Source organism: Streptomyces sp. NPDC028910 (genome assembly GCF_055564955.1).
The window spans coordinates 91,721-108,000 of record NZ_JBVHVF010000003.1; the positions used below are offsets into that span (position 1 = coordinate 91,721).

Annotated in this window: 16 protein-coding genes; 7 read left to right on the plus strand and 9 right to left on the minus strand. The window is 71.4% G+C overall.

What is annotated here, in order from left to right; genetic code table 11:
- The first annotated feature begins 12 nt into the window (after positions 1–12).
- The 3 genes from ACZ4TV_RS05275 (at position 13) to ACZ4TV_RS05285 (ending at position 4,527) form a co-directional block, all read left to right on the plus strand.
- Positions 13–438 carry an SSI family serine proteinase inhibitor gene (locus ACZ4TV_RS05275; protein ID WP_468130881.1) on the plus strand — a complete coding sequence of 142 codons (426 nt, stop codon included), beginning with the start codon at positions 13–15 and terminating at the stop codon, positions 436–438.
- Between the two features lie 119 nt (positions 439–557).
- Positions 558–3,938: a response regulator gene (locus tag ACZ4TV_RS05280; protein ID WP_468130883.1), complete on the plus strand. Its 3,381-nt coding sequence runs from the start codon at positions 558–560 to the stop codon at positions 3,936–3,938.
- 13 nt (positions 3,939–3,951) lie between these two features.
- Positions 3,952–4,527, plus strand: coding sequence for an antibiotic biosynthesis monooxygenase (locus tag ACZ4TV_RS05285; protein WP_468130885.1), 576 nt, complete (start codon positions 3,952–3,954; stop codon positions 4,525–4,527).
- Positions 4,528–4,540: 13 nt separating this feature from the next.
- Here the strand turns inward: ACZ4TV_RS05285 and ACZ4TV_RS05290 are convergent, their stop codons facing one another.
- From ACZ4TV_RS05290 to ACZ4TV_RS05330, 9 genes are all read right to left on the minus strand, one after another.
- Positions 4,541–6,190, minus strand: coding sequence for a long-chain fatty acid--CoA ligase (locus tag ACZ4TV_RS05290; protein WP_468130887.1), 1,650 nt, complete (start codon positions 6,188–6,190; stop codon positions 4,541–4,543).
- A 172-nt stretch (positions 6,191–6,362) separates the two neighbouring features.
- Positions 6,363–6,896, minus strand: a complete 534-nt coding sequence (locus tag ACZ4TV_RS05295) for a SigE family RNA polymerase sigma factor (protein WP_468130889.1) — start codon at positions 6,894–6,896, stop codon at positions 6,363–6,365.
- A gap of 135 nt (positions 6,897–7,031) precedes the next feature.
- Positions 7,032–8,198, minus strand: a complete 1,167-nt coding sequence (locus ACZ4TV_RS05300; RefSeq protein WP_468130891.1) for a lipid-transfer protein — start codon at positions 8,196–8,198, stop codon at positions 7,032–7,034.
- Positions 8,195–8,578 (minus strand): MaoC family dehydratase, encoded by a 384-nt coding sequence (locus ACZ4TV_RS05305; protein ID WP_468130893.1) that lies wholly within the window; start codon positions 8,576–8,578, stop codon positions 8,195–8,197. Before ACZ4TV_RS05305 ends, ACZ4TV_RS05300 begins: the two co-directional genes overlap by 4 nt.
- Positions 8,575–9,606 (minus strand): acyl-CoA dehydrogenase family protein, encoded by a 1,032-nt coding sequence (locus ACZ4TV_RS05310; protein WP_468130895.1) that lies wholly within the window; start codon positions 9,604–9,606, stop codon positions 8,575–8,577. Before ACZ4TV_RS05310 ends, ACZ4TV_RS05305 begins: the two co-directional genes overlap by 4 nt.
- On the minus strand, positions 9,606–10,535 hold the full coding sequence (locus ACZ4TV_RS05315; protein ID WP_468130897.1) for a bifunctional MaoC family dehydratase N-terminal/OB-fold nucleic acid binding domain-containing protein: 930 nt from the start codon (positions 10,533–10,535) through the stop codon (positions 9,606–9,608). Before ACZ4TV_RS05315 ends, ACZ4TV_RS05310 begins: the two co-directional genes overlap by 1 nt.
- A complete protein-coding gene (locus ACZ4TV_RS05320) occupies positions 10,532–11,683 on the minus strand; it encodes an acyl-CoA dehydrogenase family protein (RefSeq protein WP_468130899.1) in 1,152 nt (383 codons plus the stop codon). The genes ACZ4TV_RS05315 and ACZ4TV_RS05320 overlap by 4 nt, the downstream gene beginning before the upstream one ends.
- A 191-nt stretch (positions 11,684–11,874) precedes the next feature.
- Positions 11,875–12,186 (minus strand): hypothetical protein, encoded by a 312-nt coding sequence (locus ACZ4TV_RS05325; RefSeq protein ID WP_468130901.1) that lies wholly within the window; start codon positions 12,184–12,186, stop codon positions 11,875–11,877.
- A gap of 483 nt (positions 12,187–12,669) precedes the next feature.
- Complete coding sequence (locus ACZ4TV_RS05330) at positions 12,670–13,110, minus strand: DUF6344 domain-containing protein (RefSeq protein ID WP_468130903.1); 441 nt, start codon at positions 13,108–13,110, stop codon at positions 12,670–12,672.
- Between the two features lie 166 nt (positions 13,111–13,276).
- Here ACZ4TV_RS05330 and ACZ4TV_RS05335 point away from each other — a divergent pair, with 166 nt between their 5' ends.
- The 4 genes from ACZ4TV_RS05335 to ACZ4TV_RS05350 all read left to right on the plus strand — a co-directional run bounded on the left by ACZ4TV_RS05335 (position 13,277) and on the right by ACZ4TV_RS05350 (position 16,107).
- Positions 13,277–13,615, plus strand: coding sequence for a hypothetical protein (locus ACZ4TV_RS05335; protein ID WP_468130905.1), 339 nt, complete (start codon positions 13,277–13,279; stop codon positions 13,613–13,615).
- Between the two features lie 192 nt (positions 13,616–13,807).
- A complete protein-coding gene (locus ACZ4TV_RS05340) occupies positions 13,808–14,269 on the plus strand; it encodes an SCO4225 family membrane protein (RefSeq protein WP_468130907.1) in 462 nt (153 codons plus the stop codon).
- Positions 14,270–14,536: 267 nt separating this feature from the next.
- Positions 14,537–15,103 carry an RNA polymerase sigma factor gene (locus tag ACZ4TV_RS05345; RefSeq protein ID WP_468130909.1) on the plus strand — a complete coding sequence of 189 codons (567 nt, stop codon included), beginning with the start codon at positions 14,537–14,539 and terminating at the stop codon, positions 15,101–15,103.
- Positions 15,100–16,107: a CU044_5270 family protein gene (locus ACZ4TV_RS05350; RefSeq protein WP_468130911.1), complete on the plus strand. Its 1,008-nt coding sequence runs from the start codon at positions 15,100–15,102 to the stop codon at positions 16,105–16,107. Before ACZ4TV_RS05345 ends, ACZ4TV_RS05350 begins: the two co-directional genes overlap by 4 nt.
- Positions 16,108–16,280 lie beyond the last annotated feature (173 nt).

Consider the following 16,280-nt stretch of genomic DNA (forward strand, 5'->3'; position numbering starts at 1 on the left):
CTGGAGTGCCCCATGCTGCGTCTCGCCGCCTTCGCCGTCACCTCCGCCCTGGCCGCCGCGGCCGCCGGGCCCCTGCCCCCGCTGCCCCTGGGACGGCTGCTGGCGACACCCGACCGCCTCACCATCTCCATGGCCCACACCGGCAACCGCCTGCTGGACCGCGAGTTCCATCTCCAGTGCAACCCCGTCGGCGGTGACCACCTCGAGAAGGAGCAGGCCTGCGCGAAGCTGAACGAGCTCGCCCAGCAGGGGAAGGACCCGTTCGCACCCGTCTCCAAGCGGCGGATCTGCAGCATGCAGCACGGGGGCCCGGCCACCGCCCGCATCACCGGAACCTGGAACGGACACAAGGTGGACGCCACCTTCCGGCGGACGAACGGATGCGAAATCAGCCGCTGGGACGAGTTGGAACCTCTGCTTCCGAGTGGGCGTTCCTGACCTGGGAGGATGCGCGGGATGGGCGGAATCCACCCCTCATCGGCCACCCCGCCGCGGGCCTGTGGCCTTAGACTCCTCCCGTGACTTGCCGGTAGTTGTGGTCAGGGAGGAAGCTCGTCGTGAGCAGCAGGCCATCCCGAGGCGCTGCTCGCCTCGCAGCAATACTCGACGCTCTTCCGGACGCGCTGTTGCTCGTCAACGCCAACGGCACGGTCGTCAACGCCAATTCGATCGCCCTCGAGGTCATGGAGAGCCCCGGCACCGGGCTCGTCGGCCGCGGCGTGCTCGACCTCCTGCCCGAGTTCGACTCCAAGCTGATCCCCGGCTCCATGCGCCGGCCCGGCGAGGACGACGGCGGCCGCACCAAGCCCACGCGGATGATCGCGCGGCGCACCGACGGCTCCGAGTTCCCCGTCGAGGTCACCAGCGCCCATCTCGACGGACGCGACGCCTACCGCGAGCCGCAACCCTCGTACACCGGTGACGAGCTGCTGATGCTGGTGGTCCGGGACCTCTCGCAAACCGTGGACACCGAGGCCGAGCTGGCCCGCTCCCAGCGGCAGACCGAGATGATCCTGCGCGCCGCGGCCGAGGGCGTGGTGGGCACCGACACCGAGGGGCGAGTGGTGCTGGTCAACCCGGCCGCCGCCCAGATCCTCGGCTACCGCGCCACCGACCTCGGCAACCGCGAACTGCACGGCCTGGTCCAGCACTCCCGCGCCGACGGCTCTCCCTTCCCCTTCGAGGAGTCCCCGCTCGCCGACACCCTGCGCAGCGGGCGCAAGCACCGCGTCCGCGGGCAGGTGCTGTGGAACAAAGCAGGACAGCCGGTCGCCGTGGACCTGACCACCTCGCCCGTACGGGACGGGGAGCAGCTCGTCGGCGCCGTCATGACCTTCACCGACCGGCGGCCCTACGACGCCCTCGCCGCGCGGCACGCGCAGCTGCTGGCCGTCCTCGGTCAATCACTGCGCGGTCCGCTCGACGAGCTGCGCGGTGAGCTGGCGACACTGGCCGCCGACGACGCCGGACAGCTGTGGCCCGAGGCCAACCAGTTGCTGCACCACCTGGCCGCCGGGTACTCGCGGATGACCACACTGGTGGACAACGTGCTCGCCTTCCAGCGCCTGGACTCCGGCGGCGACCGGCTCACGAAGAAGAAAGTCCTGATCAACACCGTCGTCGCGGCCGGCGTCGACGGCGCGATCGAGCTGATCGGTCCGGGGCGCGCGCAGTTCGCCGTCCACGCGCCGACCATCGAGGCCGAGGTGGACGCGGACCGGATCGCGACCGCGCTCGCCCACCTGGTCGCGGACGTCGCCGGGGTGGACGCCACCGGCAAGACCCGCCAGGGCAGCGGGTACAGCGACTCGACGATCGTGGTGGCCGCGGCGCAGCGGGGCGATGTCGTACGGATCGAGGTGCGCGGTCCCTACGAAGGCGGGAACCCGGTCCACGAGCCGATCGTCCGAGGGATCGTGGCCGCGCACGGAGGTGTGCTGCAGACGGTGGAGGTGCCGGGCGCGCCCGGCGGGGCGTACGTGCTGGAGCTCCCGCTCGGCGCGGGCGCAGGGACGGTGACCTTGACGGAGCCGCCGGAGGAGCCCCCGGCGGGGCCGGGCACGGACGGCGCCGGGCCGGCCGGTGGCGCCGCCCCCGGCAAGGTCTCCGGTGGTCGGCGGGCCCGGCGCGGGGTGGATGCCTTCCTGGACGACGAGGCCGCCGGCCCGGAGGCGGCTCAGGCCGCCCAGGGCAGCGGCGCGCTGGCACTGCCTTCCGGGCGACGGCGTGGGGGCGAGGCCGACGGCCTCCCGGGTGCGGGTCCGGAGCTCGCGCAGTCCCCGGTGAACCCGGCGGGACTCGGCACCGGTCGCCGACGCGGCCGGGCCGGCGACGACAGCGGCGGGGCCACGGGTGGTCCGGGTGCCATCGGGGGCCCGGGCGGTCCGCACGGCCACGCGGGTCCCGCGGGTCCCGCGGGTCCCGCGGGCCAGGGTGGCCCCGGGCGGCCCGTACCCCCGCAGGGCACCGCCATGGCCGCCCTCCCGCCCGTGCCCGCGGTGCCCCCGGTTCCGGTGACCGAGCATCCCGCCGGGCGGCGCCGGGCACTGGGGCCGGCCGGTCCGGCGCAGCCCGGCGGTCCCGTCCCGGCGACCGGGCTCGGGCCGACGCCCGCGCCCGCGCGGCCCATCGCCCCCGAGGGCGGCTTCGCGCTCCCCGCCGGGCCGACCCGGGCTCCCTCCGCTGCGCAGACCCCCGCGATGGCCGGCTCGGCCGCCGCTCCCGGCGAGGGCGACACCGACGCCCCGGCCGGGCGGCGCGGGCGCCGAGTGCTGGGCGCCCCGGTAGGTGAGCCCGAAGCGGCCGCGGCGCAGCCCGCAGAGTCCGCCGAGAATCCGACCGGGCGGCGGCGCGCACTGTCCGGCGCCCCGGCGTGGCCGGTTCCGGCGGCCCGTACCGCTCCCGAGGACGACGCCTCCGGCCAGGTCGCGGTCCCCGGGGCGCGCCAGCCGCAGGACACCCCGGCGGAGGGCCCGGCCGCGCAGCCGATCAGCGTGCGCGCCCTCGGCACCCTGGGCCAGGGCATCTCCGTGGACCCGACCGGCTCGGGCTCCGGCCGACGTCGCCGGCTCGCCGAGCCCGCCCCGCAGGGCAGGGCCTTCGCCATAGGAGCCCCCGAGGCGGGCTCCGACGAGGGTCCCGAGCCGCTGGACGGCCCGGGCGGCGCCGTCGAGGTGGTCAACCGGCCCGTGCCCGCGCCCGTGGACGACGAGCTTCCGCCGGAGCCCCTGGACAACCCGCGCCGGCTCCTGGTGTGGCCCGCGCCCGATGTGCAGACGCAGCAGGCGCTCAGCGACCGCGGCTACCGACCGGTGATCGTGCACTCCCGCGAGGAGGTGGACGCGCAGATCGCCGCGTTCCCCGCCGCGCTCTTCGTCGACCCGCTGACCGGGCCGATCACCCGGACCGCCCTCCAGTCCCTGCGCCAGGCCGCGGTGGCCGCCGAGGTCCCCGTACTGGTCACGGCCGGGCTCGGGCACGCCACGCGCGAAGCCGCGTACGGCGCCGATCCGGCCGTCCTGCTCAAGGCGCTGGCTCCGCGCGACAGCGAGCAGCACCCCTCCCGGGTGCTGCTGATCGAGGAGCACGACGAGATCGCGACCGCGCTGACCGCCGCCCTGGAGCGGCGCGGCCTCCAGGTCGCCCGGGCGGGCGCCGACACCGATGCCGTGGAACTGGCGACGCGGATGCGGCCCAACCTCGTCGTCATGGACCTGATGCAGGTACGCCGTCGGCGGGCCGGGATCGTGGACTGGCTGCGCGCCAACGGGCAGCTGAACCGCACCCCGCTGGTCGTCTATACGGCGACCGGCATCGACCCGGCGGAACTGCCCCGGCTGGCATCCGGCGAGAGCGTGCTCTTCCTCGCCGAGCGTGCCACCACGACGGACGTACAGGGCCGCATCGTGGACCTGCTCGCCAAGATCGGCACCAACTAGTAATCCTGGCCGGATGGCCATCATCAACACGACCGAGCACACCGTCCCCGCCGACAACGGGGAGGTGAACCTGCTCATCGCTCGGCAGGTGGAGCCGGGGCACGAGGAGACCTTCGAGGCCTGGGCCCACGGGATCCTGGAGACGGCCGCGGGCTTCCCGGACCACCTCGGGTACGGGCTCTTCCGCCCCGCGTCGGAGGGCGGGCCGTGGTTCCTGGTCCACCGGTTCCGCAACCAGGCGGCGTTCCAGCGCTGGCAGGACTCCGCGGAGAGGGCGGAGTGGTTCTCCAACTGCCTCGGCCACCACCACACGGAGATAGCCCGCCGGGAACTGCACGGCATGGAGACCTGGTTCGCCAAGCCGGGTACGACCCGGCCCGCGCCGCCGCGGTGGAAGATGGCGATCAGCTCGGGGCTGGCCATCTTCCCGATCTCGCTGATCGGCAACGCGGTGCTCGGGCCGTACCTGGTGGATCTGCACTTCGTGCTGCGGACGGCCGCCTTCGCCGTCGTCTTCAGCACCTTGATGACCTACGTGGCCATGCCCGCCGTCAGCAAGCTGCTGCGGCCATGGCTCACCCGCGGTTAGGCCGGCGCCGGCGTCAGTCGAGCTTGGTGACGTCCAGTGCGCCGTCCGCGTACTGCTTGCGGATCACCTTCTTGTCGAACTTGCCGACACTGGTCTTCGGCACGGCTTCGAGGACCGTCCAGCGCTCCGGCAGCTGCCACTTGGCGATGGACTGCGAGAGGAAGTCGCGCAGCCCCGTGTAGTTCACGGTCGCGCCTTCCTTGAGGACGACGGTGGCCAGCGGGCGCTCGCCCCACTTCTCGTCCGGGACGGCGACGACGGCGGCCTCGGCGACCTCGGGGTGCGCCATGAGCGCGTTCTCCAGCTCCACGCTGGAGATCCACTCACCGCCGGACTTGATGACGTCCTTGGCGCGGTCGGTGAGCGTGAGGAAGCCGTCGGTGCTTATGACGCCGACGTCCCCGGTCTTGAGCCACCCGTCGGCGCTGAACTTGTCCTCGGGGCGGAAGGGTTCGCCGGACGCACCGCCGTAGTAGGCACTCGCGATCCAGTTGCCGCGCACTTCCAGCTCGCCCGCCGACTCGCCGTCCCAGGGCAGGTGGTCGCCGCCGGGTCCGACCAGGCGGGCTTCGACACCCGCCGGGAAACGACCCTGCGTGATCCGGTAGGGCCACTCCTCCTCGGCGCTCAGACCGGCCGGCGGGTGCGCCATCGTGCCGAGCGGGGAGGTCTCGGTCATGCCCCAGGCGTGGCAGACGCGGACGCCGAGCTTGTCGTAGGCCTCCATCAGGGAGGGCGGACAGGCCGCTCCGCCGATGGTGACCTGCTTCATCGAGGTCAGGTCGCGCGGGTTGGCGGTGACCTCGGCCAACAGCCCCTGCCAGATGGTGGGGACGGCCGCGGCGTGCGTGGGCTTCTCCCGCTCGATCATCTCGGCGAGCGGGGCCGGCTGCAGGAAGCGGTCCGGCATCAGCATGTTGATACCGGTCATGAAGGTGGCGTGCGGCAGCCCCCAGGCGTTCACGTGGAACTGCGGGACCACGATGAGGGTGGTGTCCTTGTCGGTCAGCCCCATCGACTCGGCCATGTTGACCTGCATGGAGTGCAGGTAGAGCGAGCGGTGGGAGTAGACGACGCCCTTGGGGTCCCCGGTGGTGCCGGAGGTGTAGCACATAGCGGCTGCCTGGCGCTCGTCCAGCTCGGGCCAGTCGTAGCTGTCGGAGCGGCCTTCCAGGAGCTCCTCGTACTCGTGCACGCGCACGTTCAGGCCATCGAGCGCGGAACGGTCGCCGATGCCGGAGACCACGACGTGCTCGATGGTCGGCAGGTGCGGCAGCAGCGGCGCGAGCAGGGGCAGCAGGGTGCCGTTGACCAGCACGACCCGGTCGGCGGCGTGGTTGACGATGAAGACCAGCTGCTCAGGAGGGAGCCGCAGGTTGAGTGTGTGCAGAACCGCGCCCATGGAGGGGATCGCGAAGTACGCCTCGACGTGCTCGGCGTTGTTCCACATGAGGGTGGCGACCCGGTCGTCCTGCTGCACTCCGAGCTCGTCGCGCAGGGCGCCGGCGAGGCGGGTGGCGCGGGTGCCGATCTCGGCGAAGCTGCGGCGGTGCGGCTCAGCCTCCCCGGTCCAGGTCGTGACCTGGGACTTCCCGTGGATCGTCATTCCGTGTCGGAGTATGCGGGTGACGAGGAGCGGTACGTCCTGCATGGTGCTGAGCAAAGCGTCCTCCCGGTGAGCGCTGCGGCGCTGCGGCGGCTACGGATGCTGCCGATTCTGCGCACGTACCAGTCGGCATGTCACTACCCGGGGGTAGAAACCCGCTCGTGTTTCACGTGAAACATGCTCTGGTCACGTGAAACAGGCTCTGGTTTCACGTGAAACATGCTCCGTCTCAGCGGACCGGCGTGAGTTCCGGGTCCTCGCGGAGCTTGCCCAGGGCTCGGGAGACAGCGCTCTTGACCGTGCCGACCGAGACGCCCAGCAGCTCCGCGGTCTGCACCTCGCTCAGGTCCTCGTAGTAGCGCAGGACGACCATGGCCCGCTGCCGGTCGGGCAGCCGGGTCACCGCACGCCACATCGCGTCGCGCAGCGCCTGCGCCTCCGCCGGGTCGGAGGCCGGGGCCTCCTCCGTCTCCGGGAGCTCGTCGCATACGAACTCGTCGACCTTGCGCTTGCGCCACTGGGAGGTGCGGGTGTTGACCAAGGTCCGTCGGACATAGCCGTCCAGGGCACGGTGGTCCTCGATGCGGTCCCAGGCTACGTACGTCTTCGTGAGGGCCGTCTGGAGCAGGTCCTCCGCGTCGCACGGGTTGGCGGTGAGGGAGCGCGCGGTGCGCATCAGGACCGTGCCGCGGGTCCGGACGTACGCCGAGAACGACGGGTACGGCGTCGGATTCGAGGCGAGCGTGCACACAGGCGTGGTCATGTCTCCACGCTAGGAGCGCCCGCCCGCCCTGGAATCGGCCGCAGGTGCCGATGGGGGATCCATCTCAGGTTGTAGGAGTAGGGCCATCCCCACCCCCTGAAGGTGGAGGGGGCGAGGGCCCACAGCGACCGGATCTCAGGCGTCGGCGCCGAGGATCAGTCCGGAGGTCGGTACCCCGGTACCGGCCGTGACGAGCGCGTGCGCCGCCCCCGCGACCTGGTTGACGGAGGTGCCGCGCAGCTGGCGGACGGCCTCGGCGATGCCGTTCATGCCGTGCAGGTACGCCTCCCCGAGCTGGCCGCCGTGGGTGTTGAGCGGCAGCGCGTCCGCGGCCACGAAATCGGCGGCCTCACCCGGCTTGCAGAAGCCGAACTCCTCCAGCTGCATCAGCACGAAGGGAGTGAAGTGGTCGTAGAGGATGCCGACGTCGATGTCCGAGGGGCGCAGTCCGCTGGTCCGCCACAGCTGGCGCGCGACCACGTCCATCTCCGGCAGCCCGGTGAGGTCGTCGCGGTAGAAGGAGGTCATGCCCTCCTGGCGGCGTCCGGCGCCCTGCGCGGCCGCGGTGATCACGGCAGGCGCGTGCCGCAGGTCCCGGGCCCGCTCGGTCGTGGTGACGACGACGGCCTGGCCGCCGTCGGTCTCCTGACAGCAGTCCAGCAGCCGCAGCGGCTCCACGATCCAGCGCGAGGCGGCGTGGTCGGCGAGGGTGATGGGCTTGCCGTGGAAGTAGGCGGCGGGGTTGTTCGCGGCGTGCCGGCGGTCGGTGACCGCGACGTGCCCGAAGGCCTCGGGGGTGAGGTGGTAGGTGTGCAGGTAGCGCTGGGCCGTCATGGCCACCCACGAGGCGGGGGTCAGCAGCCCCCAGGGCAGCGACCAGCCGAGCGCCGCCCCCTCCGCCGAGGGTTCCCGCTGCTGGACTCCGGCGCCGAAGCGGCGCCCGGAGCGCTCGTTGAAGGCGCGGTAGCAGACCACGACCTCCGCGACCCCGGTGGCGACGGCGAGGGCGGCCTGCTGGACGGTGGCGCAGGCGGCGCCGCCGCCGTAGTGGACGCGGGAGAAGAAGGACAGGTCCCCGATGCCCGCCGCCTGGGCGACGGTGATCTCCGGACTGGTGTCCATCGTGAAGGTGACCATGCCGTCGACGTCGGCGGGGGTGAGCCCGGCGTCGTCGAGTGCGGCGTGCACGGCCTCGACGGCGAGCTTGAGCTCGCTGCGGCCGGAGTCCTTGGAGAACTCGGTCGCGCCGATGCCGGCGATGGCGGCCCGGCCGCCCAGCTCGTCCCGGGTGCGAACGCTCATGCCGGCACCTCCGCGGTGACCGTCCCCGTTACGTGGTGGCCGATGCCGTTGGCACCGACGACCCGGATCTCGACGGTGCTGGCGTACACGGCCGTGACGGTGCCGGTGAGGGTCATGGTGTCGCCCGGGTAGTTGGGTGCGCCGAGGCGGATGGCCACCTTGCGCAGGATGGCGTGCGGCCCGAGGTGATCGGTGATGTACCGGCCGACCAGGCCGTTCGTGGTCAGGATGTTCATGAAGACGTCCGGGGAGCCCTTCTCCCGCGCGAGCGCCGCGTCGTGGTGCACGTCCTGGTAGTCGCGGGAGGCGATCGCGCCCGCGACGATCAGGGTGCGGGTGACCGGAATCTCCAGCGGCGGCAGCGTGTCGCCGACGTTCATGCCTGCTCTCCCTCGGCTATCGAAGCTCCCAGTTCGGCCAGCAGTTCGCTCCCGCAGCCCAGGTAGGCGTCCAGTTGGCGCCCCCACAGGAAGTGCCGGTGGACGGGGTGGTCGAGGTCGGCGCCCAGGCCGCCGTGCAGGTGCTGGCCCGCGTGCACGACCCGTTTGCCCGCCTCCGACGCCCACCAGGCCGCCGTCAGTGCGTGCTCGCGCGCCGGAAGGCCCTGGTCGATGCGCCAGGCCGCCTCGTACGCGGTGACCCGGATGGCCTCGGTGTCCATGTACGCGTCGGCCGCGCGCAGCATCACTCCCTGGTTGGTGGAAAGCGGCCGGCCGAACTGCTCACGGGTGGAGGTGTACTCCACCGCCCGGGCGAGCGAGCCCGCGCAGACGCCCGCCTGGAGCCCGGCGAAGGCGGTGCGGGCAGCGGCGAGGGTGTCCTCGTAGGCGCTGTCGGACCCGATGCGCTCGGCCTCGGCTCCGGTCAGGGTCAGCCGGCCCGCCGACCAGGGGGCGGTGGTCTCCACCGGGGAGGTCCGCACGCCGGGCGCGTCCGTCCGTACGAGCCACAGCGCGCGGTCCGCGTCCGGGACCAGCACGTGCGTGGCGTCGCGCAGCCAGGGCACGGCGGGCGCGGTCCCGGTGAGCCGGCCCGCGTCGGAGGTGATCCGGCCCCGGGCCGGGAAGGCGCCGGTGGCCACCGCCTCGCCGCTGCCGAGGGCGGGCAGCAGGCGGGCGCGCTGTTCGGGGCTGCCGTGCGCGACGACGGGGAGGATCCCGTACGCGCAGGTGGCGGCGTACGGGACCTGCGCGGTGGTGCGGCCCTGCTCCTCCAGCAGCAGGACCAGCCCGAGCAGGCCGACCTCCTCGACGGCGGCGGTCAGTCCGGCCGTGGTGAGTGCCTTCCACAACTCGGCGTCGCTGCCGGTGCCGGCCGCGGCGAGGCGTTCGTGGGTGGCGAGATCGGAGAAGATCCGGGCGGCGAGAGAGGCCGCGGCGGCCTGCTCCTCGGTGGGGTGGAAGTCCATCAGCCCTCGCTCCCGCGGAAGACGGGGAGTTCGAGGTCGTCGTCGACGCGCAGGAACTCCAGTTGGACGGGCAGGCCGATGCGCACCTTGTCGTACGGGACACCGGTGATGTTGCTGATCATCCGGACCCCCTCGACGAGCTCGACGAGGGCGACCGCGTAGGGAGGGTCGAAGGCCGGGAAGGGCGGGTGGTGCATGACGACGTACGAGAAGACCGTGGCCGCGCCGGACGCCTCGACGGTGTCCCAGTCGGGGCTCGCGCAGGCGTTGCAGCCGGGGAGCCACGGGAAGCGGAGGGTGGCGCAGGAAGTGCAGCGCTGGATCAGCAGCTTGTGGTCCCGGACGCCGTCCCAGAATCCCTGGTTGTCGCGGTTGATCACCGGGCGGGGGCGCCGCGCCGGGGGCTTCTTCTGCGGCCTGGCGGTGGGCTCGTACTTGAGTATCCGGAAGCGGTGGGTGCCGGCGGGCTCCCCGTCCACCTGGACGTCCATCCGGGTCGTCACGAAGTGGCCGGTGCCCAGCTTGGTCGTCTTGCGGGGCGAGACGGACTCGATGACGGCGTCGAAGGTGATCTCGTCGCCGGGCCGGAGCGGGCGGAGGTACTCCTGCTCGCAGTCGGTGGCGACCACTGAGGTGAAGCCGGCGCCGTCGAGGAGGGCGAAGAGCTCGTCGTAGGAGGAGGAGCGGTCCGAGTGGCCGGAGAGCCCGCCCATCGTCCAGGCCTGGAGCATGGTGGGTGGAGCGATGGCGTCCGGCCCGGTGTAGGCGGGGTTGGCATCGCCCATCGCCTCGCACCAGTGGCGGATCATCGGCGCGTTGACCGCGTCCTTGCCCCGGCCGCCGGTCGCGGCCGGCTGTCCCTCGAAGGCCAGGAGCAGCGCGTGGAACCGGGCTGCCTCCTCGGCGGTGCCGGTTGCGTCCGCCGTCATCGCTTCCTCCCCTTCATGCCGAGCCGCATCATGGCGACGATCTCCCGCTGGACCTCGCTGACCCCGCCGCCGAAGGTGTTGATCTGGGCGGACCGGTTCATCCGCTCGAGCTCGCCGCCCGCGAAGGCCGCGGGTCCCCGTATCAGGGCTTCCTCCCCGACCACCTCCTGGCACATCCGGTACACCTCGACGGCGGACTCGGTGCCTAGGAACTTCACACCGCTGGCGTCGCCGGGGGCCAGGGTGCCGTCGGCCACGTCCTGGACGAGACGCCAGTTGAGGAGGCGTACGGCGGCCAGCCGGGCGTGCGCCTCGGCAAGCCGGGAACGCACCCAGGGGAGGTCGGCGGGCCGGTCGCCGGTGACCGGGTCGGGGGTGCGGGCATGGCTGAGCGCACCCGTGTAGAAGTCCTCCGCCTGCATGCCTATGGCGGCGAGGGCGACGCGCTCGTGGTTGAGCTGGTTGGTGATCAGGCTCCAACCGCCGTGCTCCGGGCCGACGAGGTTGCCTGCGGGTACGCGGACGGAGTCGTAGTACGTCGCCGTGGTCGTGAGTCCGCCGACGGTGTCGATGGGGGTCCACGCGAAGCCGGGGGAGTCGGTGGGCACCAGGATGATCGAGATGCCCTTGTGCTTGGGGGCCTGCGGGTCGGTGCGGCAGGCGAGCCAGATCCAGTCCGCGTTCTGCGCGTTGGAGGTGAAGATCTTCTGTCCGTCGATCAGCCAGTCGGCTCCGTCGCGGACCGCGCGGGTGCGCAGTGAGGCGAGGTCGGTGCCGGCCTCGGGCTCGGAGTAGCCGATGGCGAAGACGATGTCGCCGGTGAGGATCCGGGGCAGGAAGTAGTCCTTCTGTTCCCGGGTCCCGTACTTCATCAGGGTCGGGCCGACGGTGTTGAGCGTGACCATGGAGACGGGGGCGCCGGCCCGGTAGGCCTCGTCGAAGAAGAGGAACTGTTCGTCGGCGCCGCGGCCTTGGCCGCCGTACTCGACGGGCCAGCCGAGGCCGAGCAGCCCGTCGGCGCCGATGCGGCGCAGCAGTTCGCGCTGGCGGGCCGGGTCCTCGGGGACCGGGTCCGGCAGCAGATCGTGGAAGTACTCCCGCAGTTCGGCGCGGAGCCGCAACTGGCCTTCGGTCGGGGCGAGGTGCACGGCGCTGGCCTCCCGGCATCACAACATCGAGGGAACCTGACTGTCCGTCAGATTTGCCCGTGGTGTCAAGGTCGGGAGGCAGCGCCGTGCACCTCGGGTACGCGGGCATGCGCGAGGGCGCCTGCGCTACCGGACCCCAGCCGGTCCGGTCGCACAGACGCCCTCAAGAATCGGAGCGGCTCAGGCCGCGGCTACCACCAGGGGTAGAAATTGACCTCTACGTTCGAGTTGTCCTGGTGGATAGCCGTGAAGGCCGAGCCGTTGACCTGCGCGGTGTTGTTCTGGTTGGAGGCACCGGAGCCGGTGGCCACCTGCTGCGAGGTGGACGAGTTGCCGTGGTTGCCACCGCCCACGCCGCTGCCGATGATGCTGGCGACGCTCGCATTCGATCCGTCGTTCGCGAAGGAGCCGTTGTCGGCCGATGCGACCCCGCCGAAGAGTGCGAGGGCGAGGGGGAGAGCGGCGACGGCGGCGATGGCGCGGGCGGTACGGATGCTTGCCATGTCTTTATCCTCCAGAAACCGAAGTGGGACTTGCTCCAAGGCAGTTGGCCGACCGCCTCGGTCGTTCCGTGTGGTGACGACGTCGCGAGATCAGAATTGCCCACCGAATCCCCGGCGAACCACCCCGGAGTCCCCGATTCCCCCGCAAGTATGACCAACATCGGATAAACCTGATTCGCGCCCCTGGAGCCCCAGATCAGCACTCTGGAACCGGCTGGCACCCGCGCCACACAAGGGATGAATCGTTCCTCCAGACCGCCGCGTCCGGACATGCCGAAAAGGCCGCGCCGTCCGGGAACCCCACCGTCTCCCGGGCCTGCGGCCCTGCAACACCAAGCCTTACGCCCACCTGCACGCCCGGCGCACGCCGGTACTGTCTATCCGTGCCCCGCTCCGGGGCACCACGCGGCGCGATCCACGGTCACGAGCGACCGACCGGGCTCCAGCGCCTGCTCTCGGCGCTGCCGGACTGCGTCTACGGGGCTACGCGGCGAGCGCGAGCGCTTCTCGGGCGGGACCGGCGCTCGCCCCGGCGCGGGCAGCGGTACGGGCTGCGGTACGGGCGGGGGAGCCTTCGGTGGTGGCCGCGACCGAGGTCAGGGGCCGGGCAGCGGTCCCCACTCCGGCGCCCATGGCCGCGGCGGTGGTCGAGCGGCGGACGGAGGGGCTCTTGCCGTGGGCTTCGGCGCGGATCCGCTGCTTGAGGGTCGGCGGCAGCGAACCACCCCGCATCATCGCCCGCCAGGTCCGCCGGACCGCGAAAGCCGGCCGGGCCGGGCAGGCGGCCGCGGGGGCCGGAACGACGGGAGCCGAGACGGAGGCGGCGGCCGCGGCCTTCCCACCGGGACGGAGGGAGGAGAGGAGGGCCATGAGGACAGCGAGGAGGGAGGTCCAGATCGACGTGAGGACGCTGCGGTGAGCCATGACGGAGTGCCTCGATTCGCGATGTTCCGAAGGGCGGATCTGCATACATTCGTCATGATGTGGCCGCAACCGCACCACCCCCACCGCCCGCGCCGATCTTCCGACAAACACCACTCGGAAGGCCCAAGGCCGCGGATGACCGGAGGGACGCTGTGTCCGCAAGCGCATGGTCCTGAGCAACGCGCCGCGGTACGCGGTGGAGCGCGGGATTCTGCCCACCAACCCGCTTGGCCTCATCAATTGGAGCGCGCCGACCAAGGACGACGAGGTCGACTTCCGCTATGTCCCGAACCCTCAGCAGGCAGCGGAGCTGATCGCTGCGGTACGACGGCTCAGCACACGCGGGGAGCAGATGGCGGGGTTCTTCGGCTGGGTCGACCCGGTGGAAGTGGCCCGCCGAGCCGGGCACAGCCTGACGGTTCTGTTCCGGTTCTTCGCCAAGATCCTCAGGGGACAGCAGACGCGTGCGAACGAACTGATCGAGCGGGGCCTCAACGGCGGCTAGTCGCGGAATCCTTCCGGCGCCGTGTGCCGGACAAGGGGGATACGTTGCGGGGTGTCCCGGCGTGCTTGCCGTGCACGGCTCTGACCAGGTACTCAGCGCCGAGCAGGATGAGTAGGCGTACTCAGGTGGCGGTCCTCGGCGGCTTCGAGACTGGGCGCAGGTCGAACGAAGCGGAACGGAACGGGGAACGTCATGGTGCGGCGCTGGTCGAAGCCTGAGATGTGGGTGCCCGGTGGATACCTGGCCCTGGTGGTCGCGATGCTGGTCTACGTCGCGGTCGGCAGCCGAACCGGGGACATCGGGCTCTTCGCAGCCTTCCCGATCCTCGCCACCGCGCCGGTCAGCGTCCTGCTGCTGAGCACGTTCGTACCCGCGGCGGATGCCCTGGACGAGTCGGCCCCGGTCGTGGAGCCCACCTACCACCGCTCGGAGCCGCCTCCCGAGCCGCTGCCCACGGAGTTCGTACCGGAGTCCGCCCCGCGCCCCTCGGACTGGGTGGCACCGGACACGTCCTTCGACACCAAGCTCGACATGTGGTCCGAATTCGGCTTCTACGGCGCGGTCCTGGTCAGCGCCCTGGTCAACGCCGCGGCGATCTGGGCCCTGCTCCGCTACGTGGCACGGCGGCGCGACGCCAGGAGTGCGCAGGTCTAGCGCCATGATCCCGGCCCACAGATGGCCCATACGCGCTGGTCAACAGCGGGATACGGGTGCACAAGGTGAGACAGCATGAGCAGAGAGGGCGGGCACCCTGATCGGGTGCCCGCCCTCTGACCTGCTTGCACGCCTGGTCGAGCTTGCCCCGCTGGAGCTGCGTACGGGCCAGCCAGAAGCCGGGTAGCCGAGTGACGGTCGCCCCCCGCCTTTATTGCATGACCGACGTCACATGCAACGAGAGGCAGCTAACGGACATTACTCAGTGTGGACCAGCAACTGTTCGCGGAACTCTATGACGCGCACGCCCAGGCGGTGTACGCGCATGTCGTCCGCATGACTTCCGACCGTGCGGGGGCGGATGACATCGTCTCCCTCACGTTCCTCGAAGCTTGGCGATTGCGGGGGAAGCTCGACGAAGTCACAAGTCACCGCGCCTGGCTGCTCGGGGTCGCCAGCAATGTCATACGCAACACCCGTCGGGCCGCACGGCGACACAGCGAGGCGCTGACGCGCTTACCCCTACCGGATGCCGTCCCGGACCCGGCCGACCGAGTGGTGTCCCGGATCACGGACACCGCGGAGGCGGCGGCCGCCCTGGCCGCATTGGATCAGCTCCGACGTGCCGACCGTGAAGTCATCGTCCTGTCCGTCTGGTCCGGGCTCAGCCATGGCGAAGTGGCAAAGGCGTGCGGTGTCAGTGAGTCGACCGTTCGCTCCCGGCTGTCACGGGCACGCAGCCGCCTTCGCAAACTCACCACCGCCAATCTGGCCGCGGACCCAGCCGCGGGGCGTGTGTCCACGTCTCGCACCGCACGGGAGGGACACCTGTGAACGCCGCTGATGACGCACGGACCGAACGATCCGAGCACGACGAACTCCTGCGGCGCCTGGACGGGATCTCCGATGGGGACCTGCCCTTCCGCGCCCAGCGCCCGATCAAGGAGCATCTGATGCGTGAAATCGCACAAGCGGAGCAGACCACGCGCCGGCGGTCCAGGCGCCCTCTGTTCCTTTCCCTGGGGGTGGTGGCGGCAGCGTGCGCGGTGGCCGTCACCTTCACCCTGAGCGGCAACAGTCCGGAGGAACCCACCAAGGCCGCCCGCCCTGAGCCTGCGGCCGTGCAGCTCTTGGACCGCGTCGCCCTGGCGGCCGGATCCGCGCCAGCCCCGGTGGTGCGCGACGGGCAGTTCCTGTACACGAAGTCCGTCGGACGGTCCGTCACCCTCTCCGAGATCCCGGGCGGAGGGGGGAAGATGGAGGCGATCCCCTCAGACGATTCGGCCGAACGCTGGTTCTCGGTCGACGGCTCGGCGGGATGGACGATGCGTACCGTGCGAGGGTCCGAGACGTTCCCCCCCGAGGGTTCGCCGAATCTCAACAACCCCACCTATCGATTCCTCGAATCGCTGCCGACCGATCCCGACCGGCTGTTGAAGTTGATCTACGAGGACACGCGCAAGCAACACGGGGCCGGGTCCGGTTCGACCACCGGACCCGATCAGCAGGCGTTCGTCGCCATCGGCGATCTTCTGCGGCAGTTCCAGGCCCCGCCCGGTTTGAGCGCGGCGCTCTACCGCGCGGCGGCGCGCATTCCGGGTGTCGTCCTGGTCCCTGAGGCGAAGGACGCCGCGGGTCGAACGGGCGTTGCGGTCGCACGGGTCCACAACAACGAGCGCACCGAGTGGATCTTCGACAAGCAGAGCCTGCGGCTCCTCGGCTCCCGCACGGTCGCCCTCAAGGACAGCACTTGGGGCAAGGCCGGCGAGACACTGTCCACGCGGGCCATCGTCGCCCAGGGAGTCACGGATCGCGCCGGACAACTACCCCGCGAATGATGGGTGTTCAGGTCAAAAGCCCTGCGATCCCGTCCGACTCGCCGCCAATTCGAACATCCATGCGATCCTCGCCGCATACGGCTCTCCGATCAAGTCGTAGCCTCCCGCACGCGCAGCCACACAAGTTGTGACTGCGCGTGCAGTGTGTGTAGGCAGAACCGCCAACGGGCGGA

Excerpts from the sequence above, each read along its gene's own strand:
- ACZ4TV_RS05305 (WP_468130893.1), bottom strand. The coding sequence starts at position 8,578 with ATGAACGTCGGCGACACGCTGCCGCCGCTGGAGATTCCGGTCACCCGC.
- ACZ4TV_RS05275 (WP_468130881.1), top strand. The coding sequence starts at position 13 with ATGCTGCGTCTCGCCGCCTTCGCCGTCACCTCCGCCCTGGCCGCCGCG.
- ACZ4TV_RS05325 (WP_468130901.1), bottom strand. The coding sequence starts at position 12,186 with ATGGCAAGCATCCGTACCGCCCGCGCCATCGCCGCCGTCGCCGCTCTC.
- ACZ4TV_RS05285 (WP_468130885.1), top strand. The coding sequence starts at position 3,952 with ATGGCCATCATCAACACGACCGAGCACACCGTCCCCGCCGACAACGGG.
- ACZ4TV_RS05330 (WP_468130903.1), bottom strand. The coding sequence starts at position 13,110 with ATGGCTCACCGCAGCGTCCTCACGTCGATCTGGACCTCCCTCCTCGCT.
- ACZ4TV_RS05295 (WP_468130889.1), bottom strand. The coding sequence starts at position 6,896 with ATGACCACGCCTGTGTGCACGCTCGCCTCGAATCCGACGCCGTACCCG.
- ACZ4TV_RS05300 (WP_468130891.1), bottom strand. The coding sequence starts at position 8,198 with ATGAGCGTTCGCACCCGGGACGAGCTGGGCGGCCGGGCCGCCATCGCC.
- ACZ4TV_RS05310 (WP_468130895.1), bottom strand. The coding sequence starts at position 9,606 with ATGGACTTCCACCCCACCGAGGAGCAGGCCGCCGCGGCCTCTCTCGCC.
- ACZ4TV_RS05340 (WP_468130907.1), top strand. The coding sequence starts at position 13,808 with ATGGTGCGGCGCTGGTCGAAGCCTGAGATGTGGGTGCCCGGTGGATAC.
- ACZ4TV_RS05315 (WP_468130897.1), bottom strand. The coding sequence starts at position 10,535 with ATGACGGCGGACGCAACCGGCACCGCCGAGGAGGCAGCCCGGTTCCAC.
- ACZ4TV_RS05335 (WP_468130905.1), top strand. The coding sequence starts at position 13,277 with ATGGTCCTGAGCAACGCGCCGCGGTACGCGGTGGAGCGCGGGATTCTG.